This is a genomic window from Streptococcus sp. 1001283B150225_161107_H12, assembly GCF_015552665.1.
In the GTDB taxonomy this organism is placed as follows: Bacteria; Bacillota; Bacilli; order Lactobacillales; family Streptococcaceae; genus Streptococcus.
This window is the reverse complement of record NZ_JADNFC010000001.1, coordinates 93,439-114,401: the sequence shown is the minus strand read 5'-3', so window position 1 is coordinate 114,401 and position 20,963 is coordinate 93,439. Positions and strand designations below refer to the sequence as shown.

The 20,963-nt window shown below is 43.0% G+C and carries 18 protein-coding genes; 2 read left to right on the top strand and 16 right to left on the bottom strand.

From position 1 onward, the window contains the following. Window positions 1-51: 51 nt before the first annotated feature. From I2C87_RS00465 to I2C87_RS00425, 9 genes are all read right to left on the bottom strand, one after another. Complete coding sequence (locus I2C87_RS00465) at window positions 52-1,092, bottom strand: 2,3-butanediol dehydrogenase (RefSeq protein ID WP_129270127.1); 1,041 nt, start codon at window positions 1,090-1,092, stop codon at window positions 52-54. Between the two features lie 108 nt (window positions 1,093-1,200). Then, complete coding sequence (locus I2C87_RS00460; protein ID WP_195323653.1) at window positions 1,201-1,581, bottom strand: hypothetical protein; 381 nt, start codon at window positions 1,579-1,581, stop codon at window positions 1,201-1,203. Then, a complete protein-coding gene (locus tag I2C87_RS00455; protein ID WP_195323652.1) occupies window positions 1,578-2,219 on the bottom strand; it encodes a TetR/AcrR family transcriptional regulator in 642 nt (213 codons plus the stop codon). The genes I2C87_RS00460 and I2C87_RS00455 overlap by 4 nt, the downstream gene beginning before the upstream one ends. A gap of 331 nt (window positions 2,220-2,550) precedes the next feature. Next, window positions 2,551-3,996, bottom strand: coding sequence for an Asp-tRNA(Asn)/Glu-tRNA(Gln) amidotransferase subunit GatB (gatB, locus tag I2C87_RS00450; RefSeq protein WP_195323651.1), 1,446 nt, complete (start codon window positions 3,994-3,996; stop codon window positions 2,551-2,553). After that, window positions 3,996-5,462 (bottom strand): Asp-tRNA(Asn)/Glu-tRNA(Gln) amidotransferase subunit GatA, encoded by a 1,467-nt coding sequence (gene gatA / locus I2C87_RS00445; protein ID WP_195323650.1) that lies wholly within the window; start codon window positions 5,460-5,462, stop codon window positions 3,996-3,998. Before gatA ends, gatB begins: the two co-directional genes overlap by 1 nt. After that, window positions 5,462-5,764: an Asp-tRNA(Asn)/Glu-tRNA(Gln) amidotransferase subunit GatC gene (gatC, locus tag I2C87_RS00440; RefSeq protein ID WP_023024213.1), complete on the bottom strand. Its 303-nt coding sequence runs from the start codon at window positions 5,762-5,764 to the stop codon at window positions 5,462-5,464. The genes gatA and gatC overlap by 1 nt, the downstream gene beginning before the upstream one ends. A gap of 136 nt (window positions 5,765-5,900) precedes the next feature. Then, window positions 5,901-6,470, bottom strand: coding sequence for a cysteine hydrolase family protein (locus tag I2C87_RS00435; protein ID WP_023024215.1), 570 nt, complete (start codon window positions 6,468-6,470; stop codon window positions 5,901-5,903). Then, complete coding sequence (codY, locus tag I2C87_RS00430; protein ID WP_023024217.1) at window positions 6,470-7,258, bottom strand: GTP-sensing pleiotropic transcriptional regulator CodY; 789 nt, start codon at window positions 7,256-7,258, stop codon at window positions 6,470-6,472. The genes I2C87_RS00435 and codY overlap by 1 nt, the downstream gene beginning before the upstream one ends. A 337-nt stretch (window positions 7,259-7,595) precedes the next feature. After that, entirely contained in the window at window positions 7,596-8,810 is a 1,215-nt protein-coding gene (locus tag I2C87_RS00425) for a pyridoxal phosphate-dependent aminotransferase (protein WP_195323649.1), read from the bottom strand. A gap of 213 nt (window positions 8,811-9,023) precedes the next feature. Between I2C87_RS00425 and I2C87_RS00420 the strand changes: the two genes are divergently transcribed. Next, window positions 9,024-9,476, top strand: coding sequence for a universal stress protein (locus I2C87_RS00420; RefSeq protein WP_023024222.1), 453 nt, complete (start codon window positions 9,024-9,026; stop codon window positions 9,474-9,476). Window positions 9,477-9,645: 169 nt separating this feature from the next. On the opposite strand, the gene I2C87_RS00415 is transcribed toward I2C87_RS00420, so the two are convergent. Next, window positions 9,646-11,073 carry a Cof-type HAD-IIB family hydrolase gene (locus I2C87_RS00415; protein WP_195323648.1) on the bottom strand — a complete coding sequence of 476 codons (1,428 nt, stop codon included), beginning with the start codon at window positions 11,071-11,073 and terminating at the stop codon, window positions 9,646-9,648. Window positions 11,074-11,137: 64 nt separating this feature from the next. On the opposite strand from I2C87_RS00415, the gene I2C87_RS00410 reads away from it, so the two are divergent. Continuing rightward, on the top strand, window positions 11,138-12,100 hold the full coding sequence (locus I2C87_RS00410) for an asparaginase (protein ID WP_195323647.1): 963 nt from the start codon (window positions 11,138-11,140) through the stop codon (window positions 12,098-12,100). Between the two features lie 356 nt (window positions 12,101-12,456). Here the strand turns inward: I2C87_RS00410 and recG are convergent, their stop codons facing one another. The 6 genes from recG to manA all read right to left on the bottom strand — a co-directional run bounded on the left by recG (window position 12,457) and on the right by manA (window position 20,856). Then, window positions 12,457-14,472 (bottom strand): ATP-dependent DNA helicase RecG, encoded by a 2,016-nt coding sequence (gene recG, locus I2C87_RS00405; protein ID WP_195323646.1) that lies wholly within the window; start codon window positions 14,470-14,472, stop codon window positions 12,457-12,459. Window positions 14,473-14,569: 97 nt separating this feature from the next. Then, on the bottom strand, window positions 14,570-15,697 hold the full coding sequence (alr, locus tag I2C87_RS00400; RefSeq protein ID WP_195323645.1) for an alanine racemase: 1,128 nt from the start codon (window positions 15,695-15,697) through the stop codon (window positions 14,570-14,572). Continuing rightward, complete coding sequence (gene acpS / locus I2C87_RS00395) at window positions 15,687-16,049, bottom strand: holo-ACP synthase (protein WP_195323644.1); 363 nt, start codon at window positions 16,047-16,049, stop codon at window positions 15,687-15,689. Before acpS ends, alr begins: the two co-directional genes overlap by 11 nt. Before the next feature lie 83 nt (window positions 16,050-16,132). Further along, on the bottom strand, window positions 16,133-17,164 hold the full coding sequence (locus I2C87_RS00390) for a 3-deoxy-7-phosphoheptulonate synthase (protein WP_195323643.1): 1,032 nt from the start codon (window positions 17,162-17,164) through the stop codon (window positions 16,133-16,135). A 20-nt stretch (window positions 17,165-17,184) separates the two neighbouring features. After that, entirely contained in the window at window positions 17,185-19,704 is a 2,520-nt protein-coding gene (gene secA / locus I2C87_RS00385) for a preprotein translocase subunit SecA (RefSeq protein WP_023024235.1), read from the bottom strand. 207 nt (window positions 19,705-19,911) lie between these two features. Beyond that, window positions 19,912-20,856, bottom strand: coding sequence for a mannose-6-phosphate isomerase, class I (manA, locus tag I2C87_RS00380; RefSeq protein ID WP_195323642.1), 945 nt, complete (start codon window positions 20,854-20,856; stop codon window positions 19,912-19,914). Window positions 20,857-20,963 lie beyond the last annotated feature (107 nt).

Here is a 20,963-nt window from a genome sequence, read left to right as displayed (position 1 = left end):
AGTAAAAAAACCAGTCCACATGGACTGGTCTAATTCCGTTTAGATGGTGAATTACGGCTCAACCAAAATCTTGATTTGAGATTTATCTTGCGTTAATTCGATAAAGCCATCTTCAACGATATTTTCCAATTTGATTTTCTTGGTAACCAATTTTTCAGCAGAGAAGTAGCCTTGTTCCATCAATTCCAATACTTTAGGGAAGATGTGGCGATAAGCGATAATCCCTTTAAGGGTCTTTTCTTGAATGGCGAATTCATTTGGATTGATGCTGGCTTCGCGTTCCCAAATAGAAACAACCATACACTCACCAGCCTTATGAACTGCTGCAAGAGCTTGTCCAAGAACAACAGGAACCCCTGTTACTTCATAAGACACATCCGCTCCACCATCCGTCAAGCGATGAATGGCTTCAACGATTGATTCACCTTCTTCTGGACGAACCACAATGGCACCCAGCTCTTCTGCTTTGGCTTGACGTTCCGGAGACAATTCAACCGCATAGATTTTTGAAGCACCAGCTGCACGAAGGGCTTCCACGATCAAAAGACCAATTGGGCCTAAACCAAAGATAACAGCTGTATCGCCTGTTTTCAAAGCAGATTGACGAACTGCATAAACGGCTACAGCAGCAGGTTCTGTAAGCGCTGCTTGCTCATAGCTCAAACTGTCTGGAATCACATGGACTAAATCTCCATCTAGGACACAGTATTTAGCAAACCCACCATCTGCCGCAAGACCGACGAAGTTCAAGTTTGGATCAAGGTTGTAGTCACCAATTAAGTTGTGTTTTGCCAAAATTGGTTCAATCGTCACACGATCACCGACTTTAACACGAGTCACATCGCTTCCAACCTCAACAATTTCTCCAGCAAACTCGTGACCGAGGGTAACGGGTGCTTTTTGGCCAGAATAAACATGCTCTTCTGTTGGAATGAAGATTGGCCCATCCAAGTATTCATGCAAGTCTGTCCCACAGATTCCCGTGAATTTGACCGCAACCTTTACTTGATGAGGTTGTACTTTAGGGACTTCTACTTCTTCGATACGAACGTCCTTCTTGCCATGCCAGCGGGCAGCTTTCATTGTTTCCATATGATTCTCCTATTTTTCCATGAATTGCAATTCCCTTTCAGGAAACCCGACAACCATATTGTAAACCCTTTCACAAACTTTGTCAAGAAGAAACAGACGATTAATATCTTAATTATCGGTCCGAGATGACTCTAATTTCCAACCGACAATCCAGCCCAGAACAAGAAGATAATTTTCAAAAGTTCCAATAGCATTTACTGGCAAATGATAGTTGAGATAAGCAAATAAATGATTGGTCCCAATCCCAAGCCCACCAATGATCAAGGCCAATAAAACCGTACGAAGATAAAACCAATCATATTTGAGATTAACAGCAATGAGAATCACAAGAACTGCCACATTCCAAATCCCAATCTCCCGCTGCCAACCGACAGAAACACCATATCCTGAATGACTTCCCATATAGATTGGAAAGAATAGTTGAAAAATAATCGCTCCAGACATGGCGATGATAAGTAAAATAAATAAGAATCTTAACAACCGATTCATCTTCTTCCTCCTTTAAGAAGAAACTTATTAATCTCTTGACACCTTTTTTCTGTTAAAACAGGAACACCACTACTGTTTAAATAATATGCGATATAGTCTAATTTTTGTGAGAATGATATCATTTCTTCACCTGATATAGTTGGATCAAGCCACACATCAATTAATAGAGATAGTGTTGTAGCTGTCTCTAAAGGATATTTACAAGAAAATTCGCCCTTCTCATTTCCTTGATGAATGATTATTCCTACATATTTGGAAAGAATATTTACCGTATTTTTTAAAGAAAACAACAAACCAAACGGTATCTTTTGTGCCCAGTCTATACCAGTAAGCTGTTTCATATTCTCATTGCCTATTAAATAATCAACTAATTGTAATAGACGATCTGTTGATGAAACTCCTTCGTTTTTTGACAATTCTTCTAGAAAAGTTGAGAGGGAGTTCGTTTCTTTCTCCATTAAGAGCTGTAGAATCTCTTCTTTACTTTTAAAGTGATGGTAAACAGCCCCTTTTGACAATCCTGTCACTGTTACTAAATTAGCCATCGTTGTTTCTTTATAGCCTTTATTTGAAAACAAGGACAAGGCTGCTTGAATAATTTGATCTTTACTTCTTTTTGATTTCATTTCTTGTTTCAAGTAATTCTCCCCCAAAAACAAACCGCCAGTCTGTTTTTTATTGTATTAAATCCAGAAGACTTTGTCAATTAAAATCCATTTTTTATTCCTTTTAAAAAAGTAAAAACAGACACTAAAAGGTGCCTGTTAGAATGTAAACATATATTGAAACTTTCCGCTGTGAGAAAAGTGCTAGAAACACGATTGTTTCTAGCACTCGGAATTATTGAGACCCTAGGCTCAATAATTAGTCATGGAACTTCTTCGAAGTTCGCTGACGTCCGTACTCACCTAAGGAAAGTTTCTAAGATGTCTTTGTCATGAATCTAAAAGATACCTTTGGGGCCTGTTATTATTCACTATCTCTCAACTTAGCCAATTCTTGGGCAAGTAGTTTAAGAGCTACTTGTGGGTTGGCTTGGCCTTTGGTTGCTTTCATAAGGAAGCCGGTGAAGGCCTTGTCCGCATTCCGCTTCCCTGACTTGAAGTCAGCTACGGCTGCTTCATTGTCTGCAAAGACTTGGTGGATGATTGGGATCAAGACTTCAGGATCTGAAATCTGTATCAAACCAGCTTTTTCAACGTATTCACGCGCACCGCCACCGTTTTTCGCCAAGTGAACAAAGACTTTCTTGGCAATCTTAGAAGAAATGGTTCCATCTTCGATGATAGCAATCATTTCGACCAAATTTTCTGGTGTCAATTGGATTTCTTCCAGCGTTTTGCCTTCTGCATTCAAGAATTGTGCGACTTCCCCTTGGAGCCAGTTAGACACTTGTTTAGCATCGCCACCAAGGGCTACAGCTGCTTCAAAGAAGTCAGAAGTGACTTTCGTCGCTGTCAATTGGTTGGCATCATAGTCAGACAAGCCAAGCTCTGCCACATAGCGAGCCCGACGGTCTTTTGGAAACTCTGGCAACTCCGTACGCATTTCCTCGATCCACTCATCTGAGATTTCAAACAAGGGAAGGTCTGGTTCTGGGAAGTAACGGTAATCCGCTGCTCCTTCTTTGACACGCATAAGAATGGTGCTCTTATTCGCTTCATCATAACGGCGTGTTTCTTGACGAATGACCCCACCTGATCGCAAGATTTTCGCTTGGCGCTGTACTTCGTATTCAAGACCTTTACGGACGTTTGAGAAGGAGTTCAAGTTTTTCAACTCCGTCTTGGTACCGAATTCCTCTTGGCCGTATGGGCGAAGGGAAATGTTGGCATCCACCCGCATCGATCCTTCTTCCATCTTGACGTCTGAAATACCAGTGTACTGGATGACTTCTTTCAAAGCTGTCAAATAAGCATAGGCTTCTTCTGGAGAACGCATATCTGCTTCAGATACGATTTCGATCAATGGGACCCCTTGACGGTTGAGGTCTACATAAGAGAAACCGTCTGTTCCGTGGGTGTTCTTACCAGCATCTTCTTCCAAGTGAGCCCGTTCAATCCCGATTTTCTTAGTTGAGCCGTCTTCCAATTGCACTTCAATCCAACCGTTGTATCCGATTGGTTCGTCAAATTGTGAGATTTGGTAGGCCTTTGGATTATCAGGGTAGAAATAGTTCTTACGGTCAAAGTGCATGTGCTGATGAATATCCATATTCAGCGCCAAAGCAGCCTTGATCCCAGCGTCCACAACACCCTTGTTCAAGACAGGAAGCACCCCTGGGAAAGACCAGTCAATCACATTGGTATTGGCATTTTGCTCGTTTCCAAAATGGGCAGAGGTTGGTGAGAAAATTTTTGAGTTTGTATTCAATTCAACGTGGACTTCAAGTCCGATGACTGTTTCAAAGTTCATTAATTGTCACCTCCGAAAATAAGGGGTTGTTGCTTGTGGTAATCCGTCGTTGCTTCAAAGGCCGCTGCAGCTTGGTAGATGGTCTCTTCAGAATACTTGGGACCAATCAACTGCAAACCAACTGGAAGACCTTGAGCAAAACCTGCAGGAATCGAAATCCCTGGAAGACCTGCCAAGTTAACTGGAATGGTCAAGAGGTCAGCCAAGTACATGGCAACCGGGTCGTGGTTGAGTGAATCTAAATCAAAGGCTACACTTGGAGCTGTTGGACCAAGGATAAGGTCGTAATCCGCAAAGACTTTTTCGAAGTCTTGGATAATGAGGGTACGGACTTGACCAGCTTTCTTGTAGTAAGCATCGTAGTAACCAGATGACAAACTAAAGGTACCAAGCATGATACGGCGTTTGACCTCATCGCCAAAGCCTTGGCTACGAGTGTTCACGTAGATGTCATCTAAGTTTTTAGCATCTTCCGCACGGAAACCATAGCGAATCCCGTCGAAACGTTGCAAGTTTGAAGAAGCTTCAGATGAAGCGATGATGTAATAAACGGCAACCCCGTATTTAGAATGAGGCAGGCTGACTTCTTCGACAGTTGCTCCCAATTTTTCAAAGTGTTTAGCCGCATTGAGGATAGTTTCTTTGACTTCTGGGTCAATCCCTTCCCCAAGGTATTCCTTAGGAAGGGCAATCTTCATGCCTTTGATGTCTTGACCAATCTTAGAAGTAAAGTCAGTAATGCGGACTGGAGCAGAAGTAGAGTCTTTTGCATCTTCGCTGGAAATAGCATTGAGCAAGAGGGCATTTTCTTTAACGGTTGGTGAGAAAGTACCAATTTGGTCGAGTGAGCTACCAAAGGCAATGAGACCAAAACGTGAAACTGTTCCATAAGTTGGTTTGAGACCAACAATCCCGTTGAAGGCAGCTGGTTGGCGGATAGAACCACCAGTATCTGAACCAAGGGACAAACGGACTTGACCTGAAGCTACAGCAGCTGCTGAACCACTAGAAGATCCACCAGGCACCTTACTGTGGTCCCATGCATTCTTGGTTGGTCCATAATATGAAGTTTCACCAGATCCACCCATGGCAAATTCATCCATGTTGGTCTTCCCGATGACAATCATATCTTTAGCTTTGGCATTGGCAACAGCTGTCGCATCAAAGATTGGCTCGTAGTTATAGAGCATTTTTGATGCCGCAGTCGTCAAGATACCATCTGTTGAGATATTGTCTTTGACCGCGAGCGGAATCCCTGATAGGAGGTTGTCTGCATCGATTCCTTTTTCATCAATAGCCTTGGCTTGTGCAAGGGCAGCTTCTTCGGCCACCGTTACAAAGGCATTGATTGCTTCTTCACGCGCCTTGATATCATCAAGCGTCGCTTGGGTCAATTCGGTTGCTGAAATTTCCTTAGAGACAAGGAGGTCGTGCAACTCTTCAATGGTTTTATGGTTGAATGACATTAGGCATCTCCTCCATCTTCTAGGATAGCTGGTACCTTGATGTAGTAATTATCTTTTTCAGGTACATTTTTAAACAAACGGTCACGGTCCGTCCCTTTTTCAGCAATATCCGGACGCAATACAGTCTTGCGATCCGCCATGGTCGTTGTTGGAGCCACATCGGTTGTGTCCACCTCTTCCAACAATTCCACCATATCCACAATCTTCGATAAGGTTGTCGCAAACTCAGCTGTCTCTTCTGGAGAGAATTTCAATTTTGAAAGATTGGCAACGTGTGTTACCTCTTCTTGCGTAATTTTCATCTTGCTTCCTTTCGTGAAATGATGATTTTTCAATACCCTCTATTTTACCATATTTTTAGTATTTATGCGGTAGTTTGGCAAGAAAATAGAGTCCAAGGAAGCGTAGCCATTAGGCCTCTCTCCTCGAACTCTCTTCTTAACATTCTTCTAATTGTTCATTCACAAGTTTTGCTCCCAAAACATGTTTGAAATGATTTAAAGCAAACTGGTGGTTTTCAGGAGTAAGCGACGCTACTGCCGGTTCTACCACTTCAATCTGATAGCCAAGATTGTAGGCATCAACCGCTGTATGGAGGACACAAATGTCCGTTAAGACTCCCGTCAAAACAACAGTATCCACGCCACGTTCTCGAAGACGGATATCCAAGTCAGTTCCCGAAAAAGCAGAATAATGACGCTTGTCCATCCAAAAGACGCGTGGATCAGCTTGATGTTGCTGATAAAAATCAGCTAAGGGGCCGTACAAGTCCCGCCCACTGGTCCCAATGATATTATGGGGTGGGAAAAGCTTGCTCTCTGGATGAAAGGGATCATTCCCTTCATGAGCATCAATAGCAAAAAAGACATAGGCACCTTGATCAAAGGCCCACTGGGTCACCTGGGCAATGCTCTCAGAAATGGCTTGTGCAGGAGCTCCTGCAGTAAGCTTACCTTCATCCGCTACAAAATCAAAGGTGTAGTCAATCGAAATTAACGCTTTAGTCATTAGTAGTCTCTTTTCTTAATTTCTTCAAAAATATCTGGGATCAACACTTTGAGGTAGGTTCCCTTCATCCCAAGCGAACGACTTTCAATAATTCCTGCTGACTCCAGCTTCCGCAACGCATTGACAATCACAGAGCGCGTAATACCAATCCGATCCGCAATGACAGAAGCCGTCAACTGTCCTTCATTTCCTTTCAATTCACCAAGGATAGCAGAAACTGCCCGCAATTCTGAATAGGACAAGGTGTTCACAGCCATATTGACTGCAGTACGGCGACGAATATTTTTCTCGTCTTCCTCTCGTTGGAAGTTCAACATTTGAATCCCAACTACTGTACTAGCAATCTCAACCAAGATCAAATCATCGTCATCAAACTCTTTATCATTGCGCCAGATAATCAAAGATCCCAAGCGAATCCCAGATACATGAATAGGAGCAATGGTCGTCAAGCCATCAGGAAATTCAGACTTGGTCTCTACTGGAAAGATACTTAAATCGTGGTCCACATCTAAATTTGCCTCTGTATCATAGACTAAACTAGCTGCTTTAGCATAATCTTCTGGTAATTTTTTATTGTCAAAAAAAGCCTCAACCCGGTCATTATTAGTCTTGTAACGCATGAAATAACCAAGGAGAGTCCCCTTGCTATTAATAATACAAGCATTACAATGAATGATATCAGCCAGTTGACGGGCAATTGCATTGTAAGGCATTTCGTCTTGCAACTGTTCTTCAGAACGCTTCAAGATAGATGTAATTTTTCTCGTTTTTTCTAATAATTTAGCCATAATAAACCTCGCATATAGTCAGCTAAAGTATATCATATAAGCGAGGGAATTTCAATCAAATTATCTGAAAATTATTTATTTTTTCTACAATTCTATTCAATTCAGAATAATTATCCTTATGTAACAAAATATTCGCTTCACTCAGTCAAAAAAGAGGCTGGGACAAAAATCCCAGCCTCTCAATTGTCTTTGGATTGTCGAGCAAGACGCAGTAGTTGAGTGGGCTCTATTACACTGATTTCATCAGCTTTTACAGCCCTACTCAACTGTGCGGAGGTGGGACGAAGAAATCGAATTCTAACGAATTAACGATTTCTGTCCCACTCTCTCTATCTGCTTATCGTTTGTATTGTTTTAAGAAACGGGTCATCTTCTCTTGAATTTGAGCCAATTCTTCTACTCGAGGAAGGTAAACGATCCGGAAATGATCTGGCTCTTTCCAGTTGAATCCACGTCCGTGAACCAAAAGAACCTTTTCTTGTTTCAAGAATTCCAAGACAAATTGCTCATCATCATCTACTCGGTACATTTCTCGATCAATCTTAGGGAAGATATAGAGACCGGCTTTTGGTTTGACAGCTGAGAGTCCTGGAATATCATTGATGGCCTTATAGATAAAGTTCCGTTGTTCGTAGATTCGACCACCTGGAAGCAAGAGTTCGTCCACTGACTGGTAGCCTCCCAAAGAAGTCTGAACCACTTGTTGAGCCAAGACGTTTGAACACAGGCGCATATTAGAGAGCATGTTCAAACCTTCGATATAGCCTTTCACATGGTGTTTGGGTCCAGACAAAACCATCCAGCCCACACGGAAGCCCGCGATGCGGTGTGATTTGGACAAACCGTTCATGCTGACACAGAACAAATCTGGAGCCAGGCTGGCAATCGCAGTATGTTTTTCTCCATCCATAACTAAGCGATCATAGATTTCATCCGCAAAGATAATCAAGCCATGTTGGCGCGCAATCTCGACGATTTCCAACAACACCTCATCTGGATAGAGAGCCCCGGTCGGGTTATTGGGATTGATCACGACGATAGCCTTGGTGTTTGAAGTGATTTTTGACTTGATATCTTCAATATCAGGATACCACTCAGCCTCTTCATCACAGACATAGTGCACTGCATTACCACCTGCTAGGCTGACCGCTGCTGTCCATAGAGGATAGTCTGGCATCGGTACAAGTACTTCATCGCCATTATCCAACAAGCCTTGCATAGACATCACGATTAGCTCACTGACACCATTTCCAATATAAATGTCATCAATCTCAACATTCGGAATCTTTTTCAATTGGCTATACTGCATAATTGCCTTACGGGCAGAAAAAATTCCTTTTGAATCTGAATACCCTTCACTATCCCGAGCATTCATAATCAAATCATGAATGACTTCATCGGGAGCCGTGAAACCAAATTCAGCCGGATTTCCTGTATTTAAGCGAAGGATCTTCTCCCCGTTTGCCCGCATGCGCATCGCTTCTTCTAATACTGGACCACGAATATCGTAAGCAACGTGCTCTAGCTTGACGGACTTATTGTATTCTTTCATGATTTTTTCCTCACTTTATCAAACTGCTTCCATTATACCACTAGTTAATCTTGAGTACAACTGAGCAACCTCTTTCATTCTAGATGAAATCCTATAGATAGCTTATTTGACCTTTACTTTCTATGCTAAAAAGTTTAAAATATAATTATAGGTAACATAAATGGGCTCATCCATTTCATTTTCACGTTTTCAAGCACTAAAGGAGGACGGAACATGTCTCAAAAATACGAAAACATTATGGTTGCAGTTGATGGATCTCGCGAAGCTGAACTCGCTTTTGAGAAAGGTGTGAATGTAGCCTTGCGAAACGGTTCAAAACTTACCCTTGCTCATGTCGTTGATACACGTGCCTTACAAAGTGTCTCTAGTTTTGATGCCGAAGTGTATGAAGGATTCCAAACAGAGGCTAATGAACTATTAGAAGGTTATATCAAACGTGCAAAAGAAGCCGGTGTCCAAAATATTGCTTCAGTGGTCGAAATGGGAAATCCAAAAGTCCTCTTAGCGACTGATATCCCTGAAGCAGAGGAAGTTGATCTCATCATGGTTGGGGCGACTGGTCTAAATGCTTTTGAACGTTTACTAGTTGGCTCTTCTTCTGAATACATCCTCCGCCATGCCAAAGTTGATTTGTTAGTGGTGCGTGAGACCGAAAAGACCTTATAAACTTTATAAAAAACAAAGAGGCTGGGACAAAAGTCCTAGCCTCTCAATTGTTTTTGGATTGTCGAGCAAGACGCAGTGGTTGAGTGGGCTCTACTACGCTGATTTCATCAGCTTTTACAGCCCTACTCAACTGTGCGGAGGTGGGACGACGAAATCAAATTCTAACGAATTACCGATTTCTGTCCCACTCTCTTTTATTTTCTTCAGATTCTACTGTTTTTTCAGAGCAATGTTTTTGATAAGCTTTGATTTGCCGTTCCAGCTCTTTTTGAATAGCTGGTTCAGGTGCATACTTTTCTTCCCAGTCGTCTGGTTTTAAAATTTTATGCGTGACTTCATCAAAGTGAGCCTGACCATCTGGGAAAATTTTCCCCATATTGGCGCGGTGAACAATCTCAAAGACCTCTTCAGGATCGACCCCCATTAGAACGAAACTACCATAAGTCAGATACAGCGTATCAATCAAGGCATCGACCTGCCCTACCATGGAGATCTCGGCGGGATGCTTGCTGCGAACCTTATTCGCTGCCTCATCTAGAGCTTGATGCAATTTTTCAATTGAACGATCGAAGATTGCTTCATCCTTACTAGCTGCCCGAATAAATTCAACCAATTCTTCCTGCTTAAACATGGTTCGGTAAAGAGCCTCTTGATTGTCCCAGGCCTTTGGTTCTTCCTGAGTTTGACCATCCATGAGTTGATGGAAGGCTTTGACCTTATTAAAGTGGTCGTCGCGACTGACAAAAAGAGTCTGATCCGTAATAATTCCAAAATGTTCCAGCGCTTTTTGAATTCCGTCCTTGGTATTACTAGTCGTTGTGTGCTGAGCCACTTCTTTGACCTTGCTGGTCCCATTCCCCATCGCAATCGACAGACCGACACCCGAAAGCATCTCTAAGTCATTATCCGAATCACCAAAAGCCATAACTTGGTCCATCGAGAAGCCAAATTCTTCTCCTACAATCCGAATTCCCTCCATTTTTGAGTTATCAGGGTTGATGACATCTGCCGCAAAGGGACTAGAACGAGTGAATTTTAATTCAGGAAAAGCTTGCTCAACTTTTTGGGTGTCCTTGGGACTAGCTAATAAGAGAACCTGATAAACCGGTCCTTGAGCAATTTGTAGCAGTTGCTTTTGATCCTGAGGAACAGCCTTGCTGACTACCTTGTTGAAGCCCTGACTAACTGCCTTCGAAAAACCTTTCGGTACAAAACGTGCAGACCATTGAGAAATCGGACTCATCCCAAAACTCATAATGCGAGAGCCTTCGACTCCATCTTCTGTCCCTAAAGCAATTTCGATGCGATGTTTCTTTGCATATTCAATTAAGAGACGAAGATTCTTCTTATCAATCGGAGAGGCAGATAAAATCTTGTCCTTGGTAAAAATATACTGACCATTATAGGTGACTGCGAAATCAAAGTCATAACGCTCGATAAAAGGACGGACAAAGAACGGTCCTCGCCCTGTCGCCAAACCAACAAAAATCCCTTGTTCCTTTAAGGCGCGAATGGCTTTTTCAGTTGACTTTAAAACCATTCGACTATCATTGACCAAGGTTCCGTCAATGTCAAAAAAGACCGCTTTTATTTCCATGATAACTGCTTTCTTTCCGTTTTATGATACAATAAATTATAACACACATTTCAAGGAGACACACATGATTAAGAAAATTTTGGCCCTTCATACAGGAGGGACCATCTCCATGCAGGCTGACGCCACAGGAGCTGTCGTGACCAATTCAGCCAACCCCATGAACCATATTGATTTGTCACTAGCTGGGATTGAGCTCACTTCAGAAGATTTTTTAAATTTACCAAGCCCTCATGTAACTCCTCAGCACATGTTGCAACTCTATCATAAGATTCAGAAAGAGGCTTCCCAGTATGATGGTATTGTCATCACCCATGGTACCGATACTCTCGAAGAAACAGCCTACTTCTTAGATACCATGGACTTGCCAACTATTTCTGTAGTACTGACAGGAGCCATGAGAAGCTCCAACGAATTAGGAAGTGACGGTGTCTATAACTATCTGACGGCCATCCGAGTTGCGGCAGATTCCAAATCACAAGACAAGGGTGTCTTGGTCGTGATGAATGATGAAGTCCATGCAGCAAAGTACGTGACCAAAACACATACAACCAATGTCAGCACCTTCCAGACCCCAACACATGGTCCTCTAGGATTGGTTATGAAAAAAGAAGTTCTTTTCTTCAAAACAGCTGAACCCCGTGTGCGTTTTGATTTGCAAGAAATCAAGGGAGTCGTCCCCATTATTTCCGCCTATGCTGGCATGAAAACAGAACTCCTTGATCTACTAGATGTCCATCAAATGGATGGTTTGATTATTGAAGCCTTTGGAGCAGGAAATCTTCCTAAGGAAATAGCTGAGAAACTCTTTGAATTTCAGGAAGCCGGTCTTCCCATTGCCTTGGTTTCCCGTTGTTTTAACGGGATTGCAGAACCCGTCTATGCTTACGACGGGGGCGGAGTTCAACTTCACGATCGTGGCATCTTCTTTGTGAAAGAGCTCAATGCCGCCAAGGCTCGGTTAAAACTCTTGATTGCCATCAATGCTGGCTTAAAAGATGAAGAATTAAGAGACTATATGGAAGGGTAAAATAAGGATAGAAGGCGTGATGGTTAATCCATCCGCCTTTTGAAGTTAAAAATAGCTTTGATGAACTGAGATAATGACGGACAAAATGAATTTTAACATGGTTCTCATAGCTAGGACCTCTTTTCTGTTTTTTAGAATTATAGGTCCACAAACTTAAAATAAGATAAAAGAGGCTGGGACAAAAGTCCCAGCCTCTCAATTGTCTTTGGATTGTCGAGCAAGATGCAGTGGTTGAGTGGGCTCTACTACGCTGATTTCATCAGCTTTTACAGCCCTACTCAACTGTGCGGAGGTGGGACGACGAAATCGAATTCTAACGAATGACCGATTTCTGTCTCACTCTCTTTTATCACTTCTTAATCCAGGTGTTCTTTCTGTTCCAAATGTAGAGACAGACAGTGCCAGTCTGGGTGTTCCCGCCAATTAGGAGTTGTCACCACCTGAACAGCTACCTTTCGCGCTTCCTCTAAGATTGGATAATCTTCAATGAGGTTGGCCACTTGAAATTCTGGTATGCCTGATTGACGCGTTCCAAAGATTTCCCCAGAGCCCCTTAGCTTGAGATCTTCTTCTGCCAAGACAAACCCATTGGTTGTTTCAGTCATGATTTTCATCCGACGCTTGCCAGATTCTGTTTTGGGATTGGCAACTAAGACCGCGTAAGACTGCTTATCACCACGTCCTACCCGACCTCTCAGCTGGTGCAATTGGCTCAAGCCAAAGCGGTCTGCATCTATGATAATCATGACGGTGGCATTGGGAACATTGACCCCGACTTCGATAACGGTTGTCGAAACTAGCAAGTCAATTTCTCCCTGCTTGAAGGCCTGCATAATGGCCTCTTTTTCTTCCCCCTTCATCTTGCCATGGAGGAGGGCAATACGGGCACGATCTCCGAAGTAGGCAATCAATTCTTCCTCTAAGGCAATAGCATTTTTGAGGTCCAGGGCTTCAGATTCTTCAATCAAGGGAGAAATAACATAGGCTTGGGATCCTTTTTGAATTTCTTTAACCAACCAATCCAAAACCAAGTTTAACTGTTGGTGCTTGACCCATCGGGTGATGATGTCTTTTCGACCAGCTGGCATTTGGTCGATAATCGAAACATCCATATCACCAAAAGCAGTGATCGCCAAGGTCCGAGGGATTGGGGTTGCTGTCATCATCAAGACATCAGGATTTTGGCCCTTTTCACGCAGGATCCGTCTTTGGGCTACACCAAAACGGTGCTGCTCATCAATAATGACCAAGCCTAAATCATGGAAATGGACTCCCTCCTGAATCAAGGCATGGGTTCCCACAATAAGGTCCACTTCCCCTGCTTCAATCGAAGCCAATCGCTCTCGTCTCTCCGCAGCTTTCAGACTTCCTGTCAAAAGAAGGATTCTAAGATTAGGAAAAAGAGAGGTCAAACTTTGTAAATGCTGCTCGGCCAAAATTTCTGTCGGTACCATCAAAGCTGCTTGCTTGCCAGCTGTCACAGCAGCATACATGGCTAGTCCAGCAACGACAGTTTTTCCACTTCCGACATCCCCTTGCAAGAGACGATTCATGTGGTAAGGAGAGCGCATATCTGCTAGAATTTCCTTCAGACTCCGCTCCTGGGCTTCTGTCAAAGCAAAGGGAAGATTGGCTTGAAGAGCTTTTAGCTTCTTCTCATCCCAATCCAGTACAATTCCCTGCCCGACTGAACGATTTTCTTCCTTCAAGACCTGCAGTTGCAATTGGAAAAAGAGCAGTTCTTCAAATTTCACTCGTCTCAGGGCCTGCTTGTATTCCTCAAGATCCTTGGGAAAATGCATGGCTCTAACCGCCTGCCTGCGAGAAAGCAACTGGTACTTGTCCATTAGGACTTGGGGCAAATTTTCTTCCAATAGTTGGTCCAAGCCTGCTTCAAAAGCTGTTTTGATAACCTTCACTAGAGCAGTCTGACTCACCCCTTGAGCCAAGCGGTAGACCGGTTGAAGGTCATCTTCGACTTGCGCGAGTAGCTTCATCCCTGTCAAGGCTCCCTTGGCCTTGTCCCATTTACCAAAGACAGCCACCGTTTGCCCCAGTTCAATCTTGTCCGCTAGATAGGGCTGGTTAAAGAAACTAACTGCTAACACCAGCTCCCCTTGTTTAATGGTGAAGCGAAGACGGTTGCGTTTGTAGCCGTAATATTGAACATTGGCTGGAGTTGCGACAAGTCCAGAAACGACCGCTTTTTCTCCATCTTCCAAGTCTAAAACATTTTTTGATTTAAAATCTTCATATCGAAATGGAAAGTAGAGCAAGAGATCTTCAACCGTTTCGATTCCCAATTTCTTGTATTTCTCTGCTGATTTTGGTCCAATTCCTGGTAGGACAGAGAGTGGTTGGTGTAAGTTCATTCATTCCTCCTAGATAAGAAAGGAGGCTGGGACCTCCGTCATCAACCTCTTTCATCTCGAACTTTTTATGAAAGGAAGCTAGGAAAACTTAAACAGCTTACTTCCCACTGACTTCCTTTGTTGGACGATAAACTCTTGGTACGCGATCGCTCAAGACACAAACCACCTCATAGTTGATCGTGCCTCTATAGGCTGCTACATCCGTTGCCGTGATAGCTAGATTACCATCCGATCCGATCAATACCACCTTGGTCCCAATCGGATAGGCCTTGGGTAGGCGAATGGTGATTTGGTCCATGGATACGCGACCGACAATTGGACAGAATTGCCCATCAATAAGGACATGGAAACCTTTCATATCTCTAGTCCAGCCATCTGCATAGCCAATCGGAATGGTCCCAATCCACTCTTCCTCAGTAGTCTGATAGGTCGCTCCATAGCCAACTGTCTGCCCCACCTCTAGTGGCTTGACATGCACCAATTCTGTTTCCAAACTTAAAGCAGGTCGAATATTGTAAGGTAGTTCTAACTCTCTTCCACTTGGATTGAGGCCATACATGACATCGCCCAGTCGGACAGCATTAAAAATGGTATTAGCATGCCATAAAGTCGTTGCTGAATTGCTGGCATGAACGATTTCTGGAGTATAGGGTAAGAGCTCCAACAGGGTCCTAAACCGTTGCAATTGTCCTTGGAAATGACGGTCATCTTTCTCGTCAGCTGTAGCAAAATGAGTAAAGATCCCTTCCACTTCTGCTCCATGGTCTCTTAATAAGATCATAGCCTCTTGCAAGTCTTCGGCTGAACGAAAACCAATCCGTCCCATTCCTGAATCCACTTTAATATGAAGCTTCAAACCAGTCAAATCAGACTTTTTAGCTAATAAAGATTTCAACCACTCGAGACTAGCCACTGTATAACGAATTCCTTCTTTGATGGCAATCTCTATGAAATCTATTGGAGCAACTCCCAAAATTAAAATCGGCTTTTCACCAGCTACTTGGCGAACTTCTATGGCTTCGTCTAGGTTGGAGACACAAAAAGCATCTACCATTGGCAATAAGCGTTCTACCACTGGCTGAACCCCATGGCCGTATGCATTGGCCTTGACAACCGCAAAGGTCAAGGTCTCTTTCGGAATATGGTCCTGTATTTGTCGAACATTATAGGCAATAGCCTCCACATCCACATATGCTCGCGTTGGTCTATGTATACTAGCTTTCATTTCTTTCCTCCAAAATGACACTGGTCGAAACTAAATCGCCTGAGTGACTAATCGAAACCCATATCTTTCCACTAAAAGGGGCTTTAGAAAAATAGGGAGCTCCTTTTTGATTGGTTAGAATTTCCAGATCCTGAAATCCTACTGGACCAATTCCTGTTCCCCAAGCCTTGGAAAAGGCTTCTTTTGCAGACCATCGTCCGGCCAGGTATTCCATTTTCCGTTTCCCGGATAATTGATCGAACCGTTCTCGTTCTGTCTCTGTCAATACCTTGGTAGCAAATCTGGGATGTCTCTGGTAGGCCTCTTCAATGGATTGGATCGATTCGATATCTATCCCATGTCCAACAATCATATCTATTCCTCTTTGATAATTCTCTATCCGCAACTCCATTTAAGAAGGAAAGGGCTGAGAATGTTTTCTCCAGCCCTCTCCTCTTATTCAGCTACATACTGATATATTTCTCGTACTAAGCTTTCTGTCTTTTCCCAACCCAAGCATGGGTCTGTGATTGATTGACCAAATACTTCTGGTTGATCTTGACGACCGTCCTCCAGATAAGATTCAATCATAAATCCACGAACCACATCATGGATAATTGGATTCCAGCTTCGATTACTAAGGGTCTCTCTGACAATGCGAATCTGTTCAGCAAATTTTTTCCCAGAATTATCATGATTGGTATCAACCAAGATAAATGGATGTTGCAAGCCCAAGGCTTGGTAACGATGAGCAGCTTCTAGCAAATCTTCATAGTGGTAGTTTGGAATGTTTTTCCCATTCGTGTCTAAAGCTCCACGCAGAATAGCGTGTCCGAATGGATTTCCATTTGTCTCCACAGAACGACCATTATAGAAGAAATGATGCCCATGCTGTGCAGCATAAATCGCATTAAACATGACAGACAGATTTCCAGATGTTGGATTTTTCAATCCCGTTGGGACTGAGATTCCACTTGCCACAAAGCGGTGGCCTTGATCTTCTACAGAACGGGCCCCAATAGCAACATAGGAAAGTAAATCTTCAACAAATGGGTAGGTCTCAGGATACAAAAGTTCGTCTGCTGTAGTCAATCCGGTTTCGGTAATCACTCGATGATGTAGGCGACGAACTGCCTTTAAACCAGCTACAAAACTTGGTTCTGAAGCAGTATCCGGCTGATGCATCAAACCTTTATAGCCATCTCCATTGGTCCGAGGCTTGGCAGTATAGACCCGCATCACAATGAAGACCCGATCTTTGACTTCTTCTTGAAGGGCTGCAAGGCGACGAGCATACTCCATCACCGCTTCCTCATTATCTGATGAACATGGTCCCATCACAAGCAAGATACGCTTGTCTTCTCCCTTTAAAATAGAGGCTAGTTCACGGTCACGCGCTTCTTTGCGAGCCAACTGTTCACCTTCTAAGCGATAAAGAGAAGTTACTGCTGTTTCATCAATGATTGGGCTAGTAGCTGTAAAAGACATAGGCAGATCCTTTCATACGATTAGAGTTTTTTACCGTGGCAGTTTTTAAATTTCTTACCAGATCCACATGGACAGATGTCATTGCGTTTGATTTGACTCAAATCAAGATCTTCTGGTAAATCAGTTTTTTGAGCGGCAATGTTACGAGTCGCTGTCGTTGAAATACTATGTTCAGTACGTGGGCGTTCTTGTTCGTGAATTTGAGCTTTCATCATCAAACGAGTCACATCAAACTCGATAGAGCCAATCATATCGTTGAACATACGGAATCCTTCAGATTGGTATTCGACCACTGGATTGTTTTGCGCATAGCCACGGAGACCGACAGCATTACGCAATTGGTCTAAGGCATCGATGTGATCTGTCCATTTACTATCCACAACACGAAGGATCAAGACCTTTTGGAATTCTCTAACTGCTTCTTCATCGCGTAATTTCGCTACTTGGTTTTCATAAACCTCTTCAGCTCGTTGGAATAAGTAATCAATCACATCTTTATCAGATTTGCCTTCAATATCGCTCTCTGAAATGGTATCTTCAGGGACCAAATTGTATTTGGCAAAGTTCAAGATAGCTTCCGTACGTTCTTCCTTGCTTGAGTGACTTGCCCCTTCAACGATCCGTTTAATGGTTCGTTTGATCATGGCCTTGATTTCTGGAGCCAAATCACGATCCGCTGTAATCACATCATAGCGTTGAGAGTAGATAATCTCGCGTTGCTCCCGCATGACGTCATCATACTGAAGGACTTGCTTACGAGTGTCATAGTTGTTCCCTTCCACTCGTTTTTGGGCTGCTTCAACTTGACGTGTAAACATGTTAGATCGGATGACAGATTCTTCTTCGCTTAGTTTGAAGCGGTCTAGCAAGGCTTTGATGCGCTCTGAACCGAAACGACGCATCAACTCATCTTCAAGAGAAAGGTAGAATTGAGATTCACCTGGGTCCCCTTGACGTCCAGAACGTCCACGCAACTGGTTATCAATACGACGGCTTTCATGACGCTCTGTACCAATGACACATAGTCCGCCCAATTCACGAACTCCTTCACCGAGCTTGATATCGGTACCACGTCCGGCCATGTTAGTCGCGATGGTAACGGCACCACGTTGACCCGCATTCATGATGATTTGAGCTTCTTTGTAGTGGTTTTTCGCATTCAAAACTTCGTGGGGAACTCCTGCTTCGACCAAGAGACGAGATAAATAGTCACTGGTTTCAACGGCAACGGTACCCACCAAGACTGGTTGCCCTTTTTCGTAACGTGCTTTTACATCTTCTACTACAGCCTTAAACTTCGATTTCAAGCTTGGGTAGAGAAGATCTGGATGGTCGATACGAGCAATCGGACGGTTTGTTGGAATTGGAATGACGCGAATGTTGTAAATTTCACGGAATTCTTCTTCTTCTGTCTTACCAGTACCTGTCATCCCTGAAAGTTTTTTGTACATCCGGAAGAGGTTTTGGTAAGTAATAGAAGCTGATGTTTTGGTTTCTTCTTGGACTGGTACACCTTCTTTAGCCTCAATCGCTTGGTGCAAGCCGTCTGAATAACGACGTCCTTCCATGGTCCGACCTGTAAATTGGTCGACGATCAAGATTTCTTGATCCTCACTGACCACATAGTCGATGTCCAAAATCATGATATAGTTGGCACGGAGGGCATTGTCAATGTAATGCGTTAAAGCAACATTTTCGATGTCATACAAGTTTTCAAGCTTAAAGTAGCTTTCAGCCTTATCAATCCCAGAATCTGACAAACCAATCGTTTTTGAAGGAACATCAATGATATAGTCTTCTTCTTCCAAAGATTTCACAAAGGCATCCGCCATGTGATAGAGTTGGCTAGTTTCTGTAGAAGTCTGACCTGAAACAATCAATGGAGTACGGGCTTCATCAATCAAGATCGAGTCTACCTCATCGACCAAGGCATAGTTCAAAGGACGTTGTACCATATTTTCGGCACGAACAACCATGTTATCACGCAAGTAGTCGAAACCGATTTCCGCGTTGGTTGAATAGGTGATATCACAAGCATAAGCTTCTTGTTTTTCAGAAGGTGATTTTGCAGCCAGGTTGATCCCAACTGACAAACCAAGCCATGAGTACAATTCACCCATCTCTGTCGCATCACGTTCTGTCAGGTATTCATTGACCGTAACAACGTGAACCCCTTTACCAGATAGGGCATTCAAATACACCGGCATGGTCGCAGTCAAGGTTTTCCCTTCCCCTGTACGCATTTCTGGAACGTCACCATGGTGAAGAACAATCCCCCCCATGACCTGTACTTTATAAGGGAACAAGCCCAAGACACGCTTAGCACCTTCACGAACTACTGCGAAAGCTTCATAGAGGAGATCATCCAATGATTCACCATCTTGGTAGCGTTGTTTGAACTCTTCTGTTTTCGCCTTCAGTTCATCATCTGACAAGGCAGCCATTTGATCTTCATAGGAGAAGACCTTGTCTGCCATCTTTTCCAATCGTCTTAATTCACCTTTATCATTTTCGATAATTGTTTTTAATAAATTAGCCATTAGTATCCTTACTTTTCAAATTTCTTAAATTTTAAACGTTCTTTTTATTATAGCACACTGTAGCTTATCCATCAAGAAATTCCATTGATTAGAAGATGGTTTCCCCCTCTTTTTTCCCTTATCCATTTCACCTTTTGCTCATCTATTAGAAAAATCCTTAAAACAACAAAAGGCTGAGCACTTGATGACTCAACCTTCTACCTACATTTATGGATGACTGACAATTAATTCCATCTCTTCTCCTGATAAGGTCCAATTCTGGATATCACTCGTTAAGATAAAATGTTCTCCTTTTCCAATCGGATAATCTACCCCATCTACCCGAAGACTTCCTTGCCCTGAGAGAACGCTCATCAAACTATAATCATGGGTCTTTTCAAATCGAACTTCCCCATTGATGACCCATTTGTGAACACCAAAGAAGTCATTGGCCACTAACAAAGTCGATGACAAGTGGTCAACTTTTTCCTCAACTGGTCGGCTATTTGCCGGAGCACCTAAGTTCAGTACATCAATAGACTGTTCAATGTGCAATTCACGTAAATTCCCTTGATCATCTTTGCGATCAAAGTCGTAAACTCGATACGTCGTGTCGCTTGATTGCTGAGTTTCCAAAATCAAGATACCCGAACCAATGGCATGCATGGTTCCACTTGGAACATAGAAGAAATCTCCCGCTTTCACAGGAACCCGTGCTAAAAGATCATCCCATTCTTTGGCTTCGATCATCTGACGTAATTCTTCCTTGGACTGGGCGTGGTGACCATAGATAATCTCCGCACCTTCATCAGCAGCAATAATATACCAGCATTCGGTTTTCCCAAGTTCTCCTTCATGCTCCATTCCATAGGCATCATCTGGATGAACCTGAACACTGAGCCAGTCATTGGCATCCAGAATCTTTGTCAATAAAGGAAAGACCGGTTCTGTTCGATCTCCAAATAATTCACGATGCTCTGCATAAAGTTGGTCTAACCCCATTCCAGCAAATGGCCCATTTTTAACAACAGAAACACCATGTGGATGGGCCGAAATCGCCCAATATTCACCAACATGATCGCTCGGGATTTCATAGCCAAACTCATCTCGTAATCTAGTTCCACCCCAAATTTTTTCCTGCATGACGGATTGTAAAAATAACGGTTGTGACATACCTGCCTCCATATATCCTTGTATTCAATACCTTATTATACAAAATTTCATTCGTTTTTGAAAGCCCTGCCAAGCCCTTCATCCCCTTTTTAATTTTTTGCACGTTT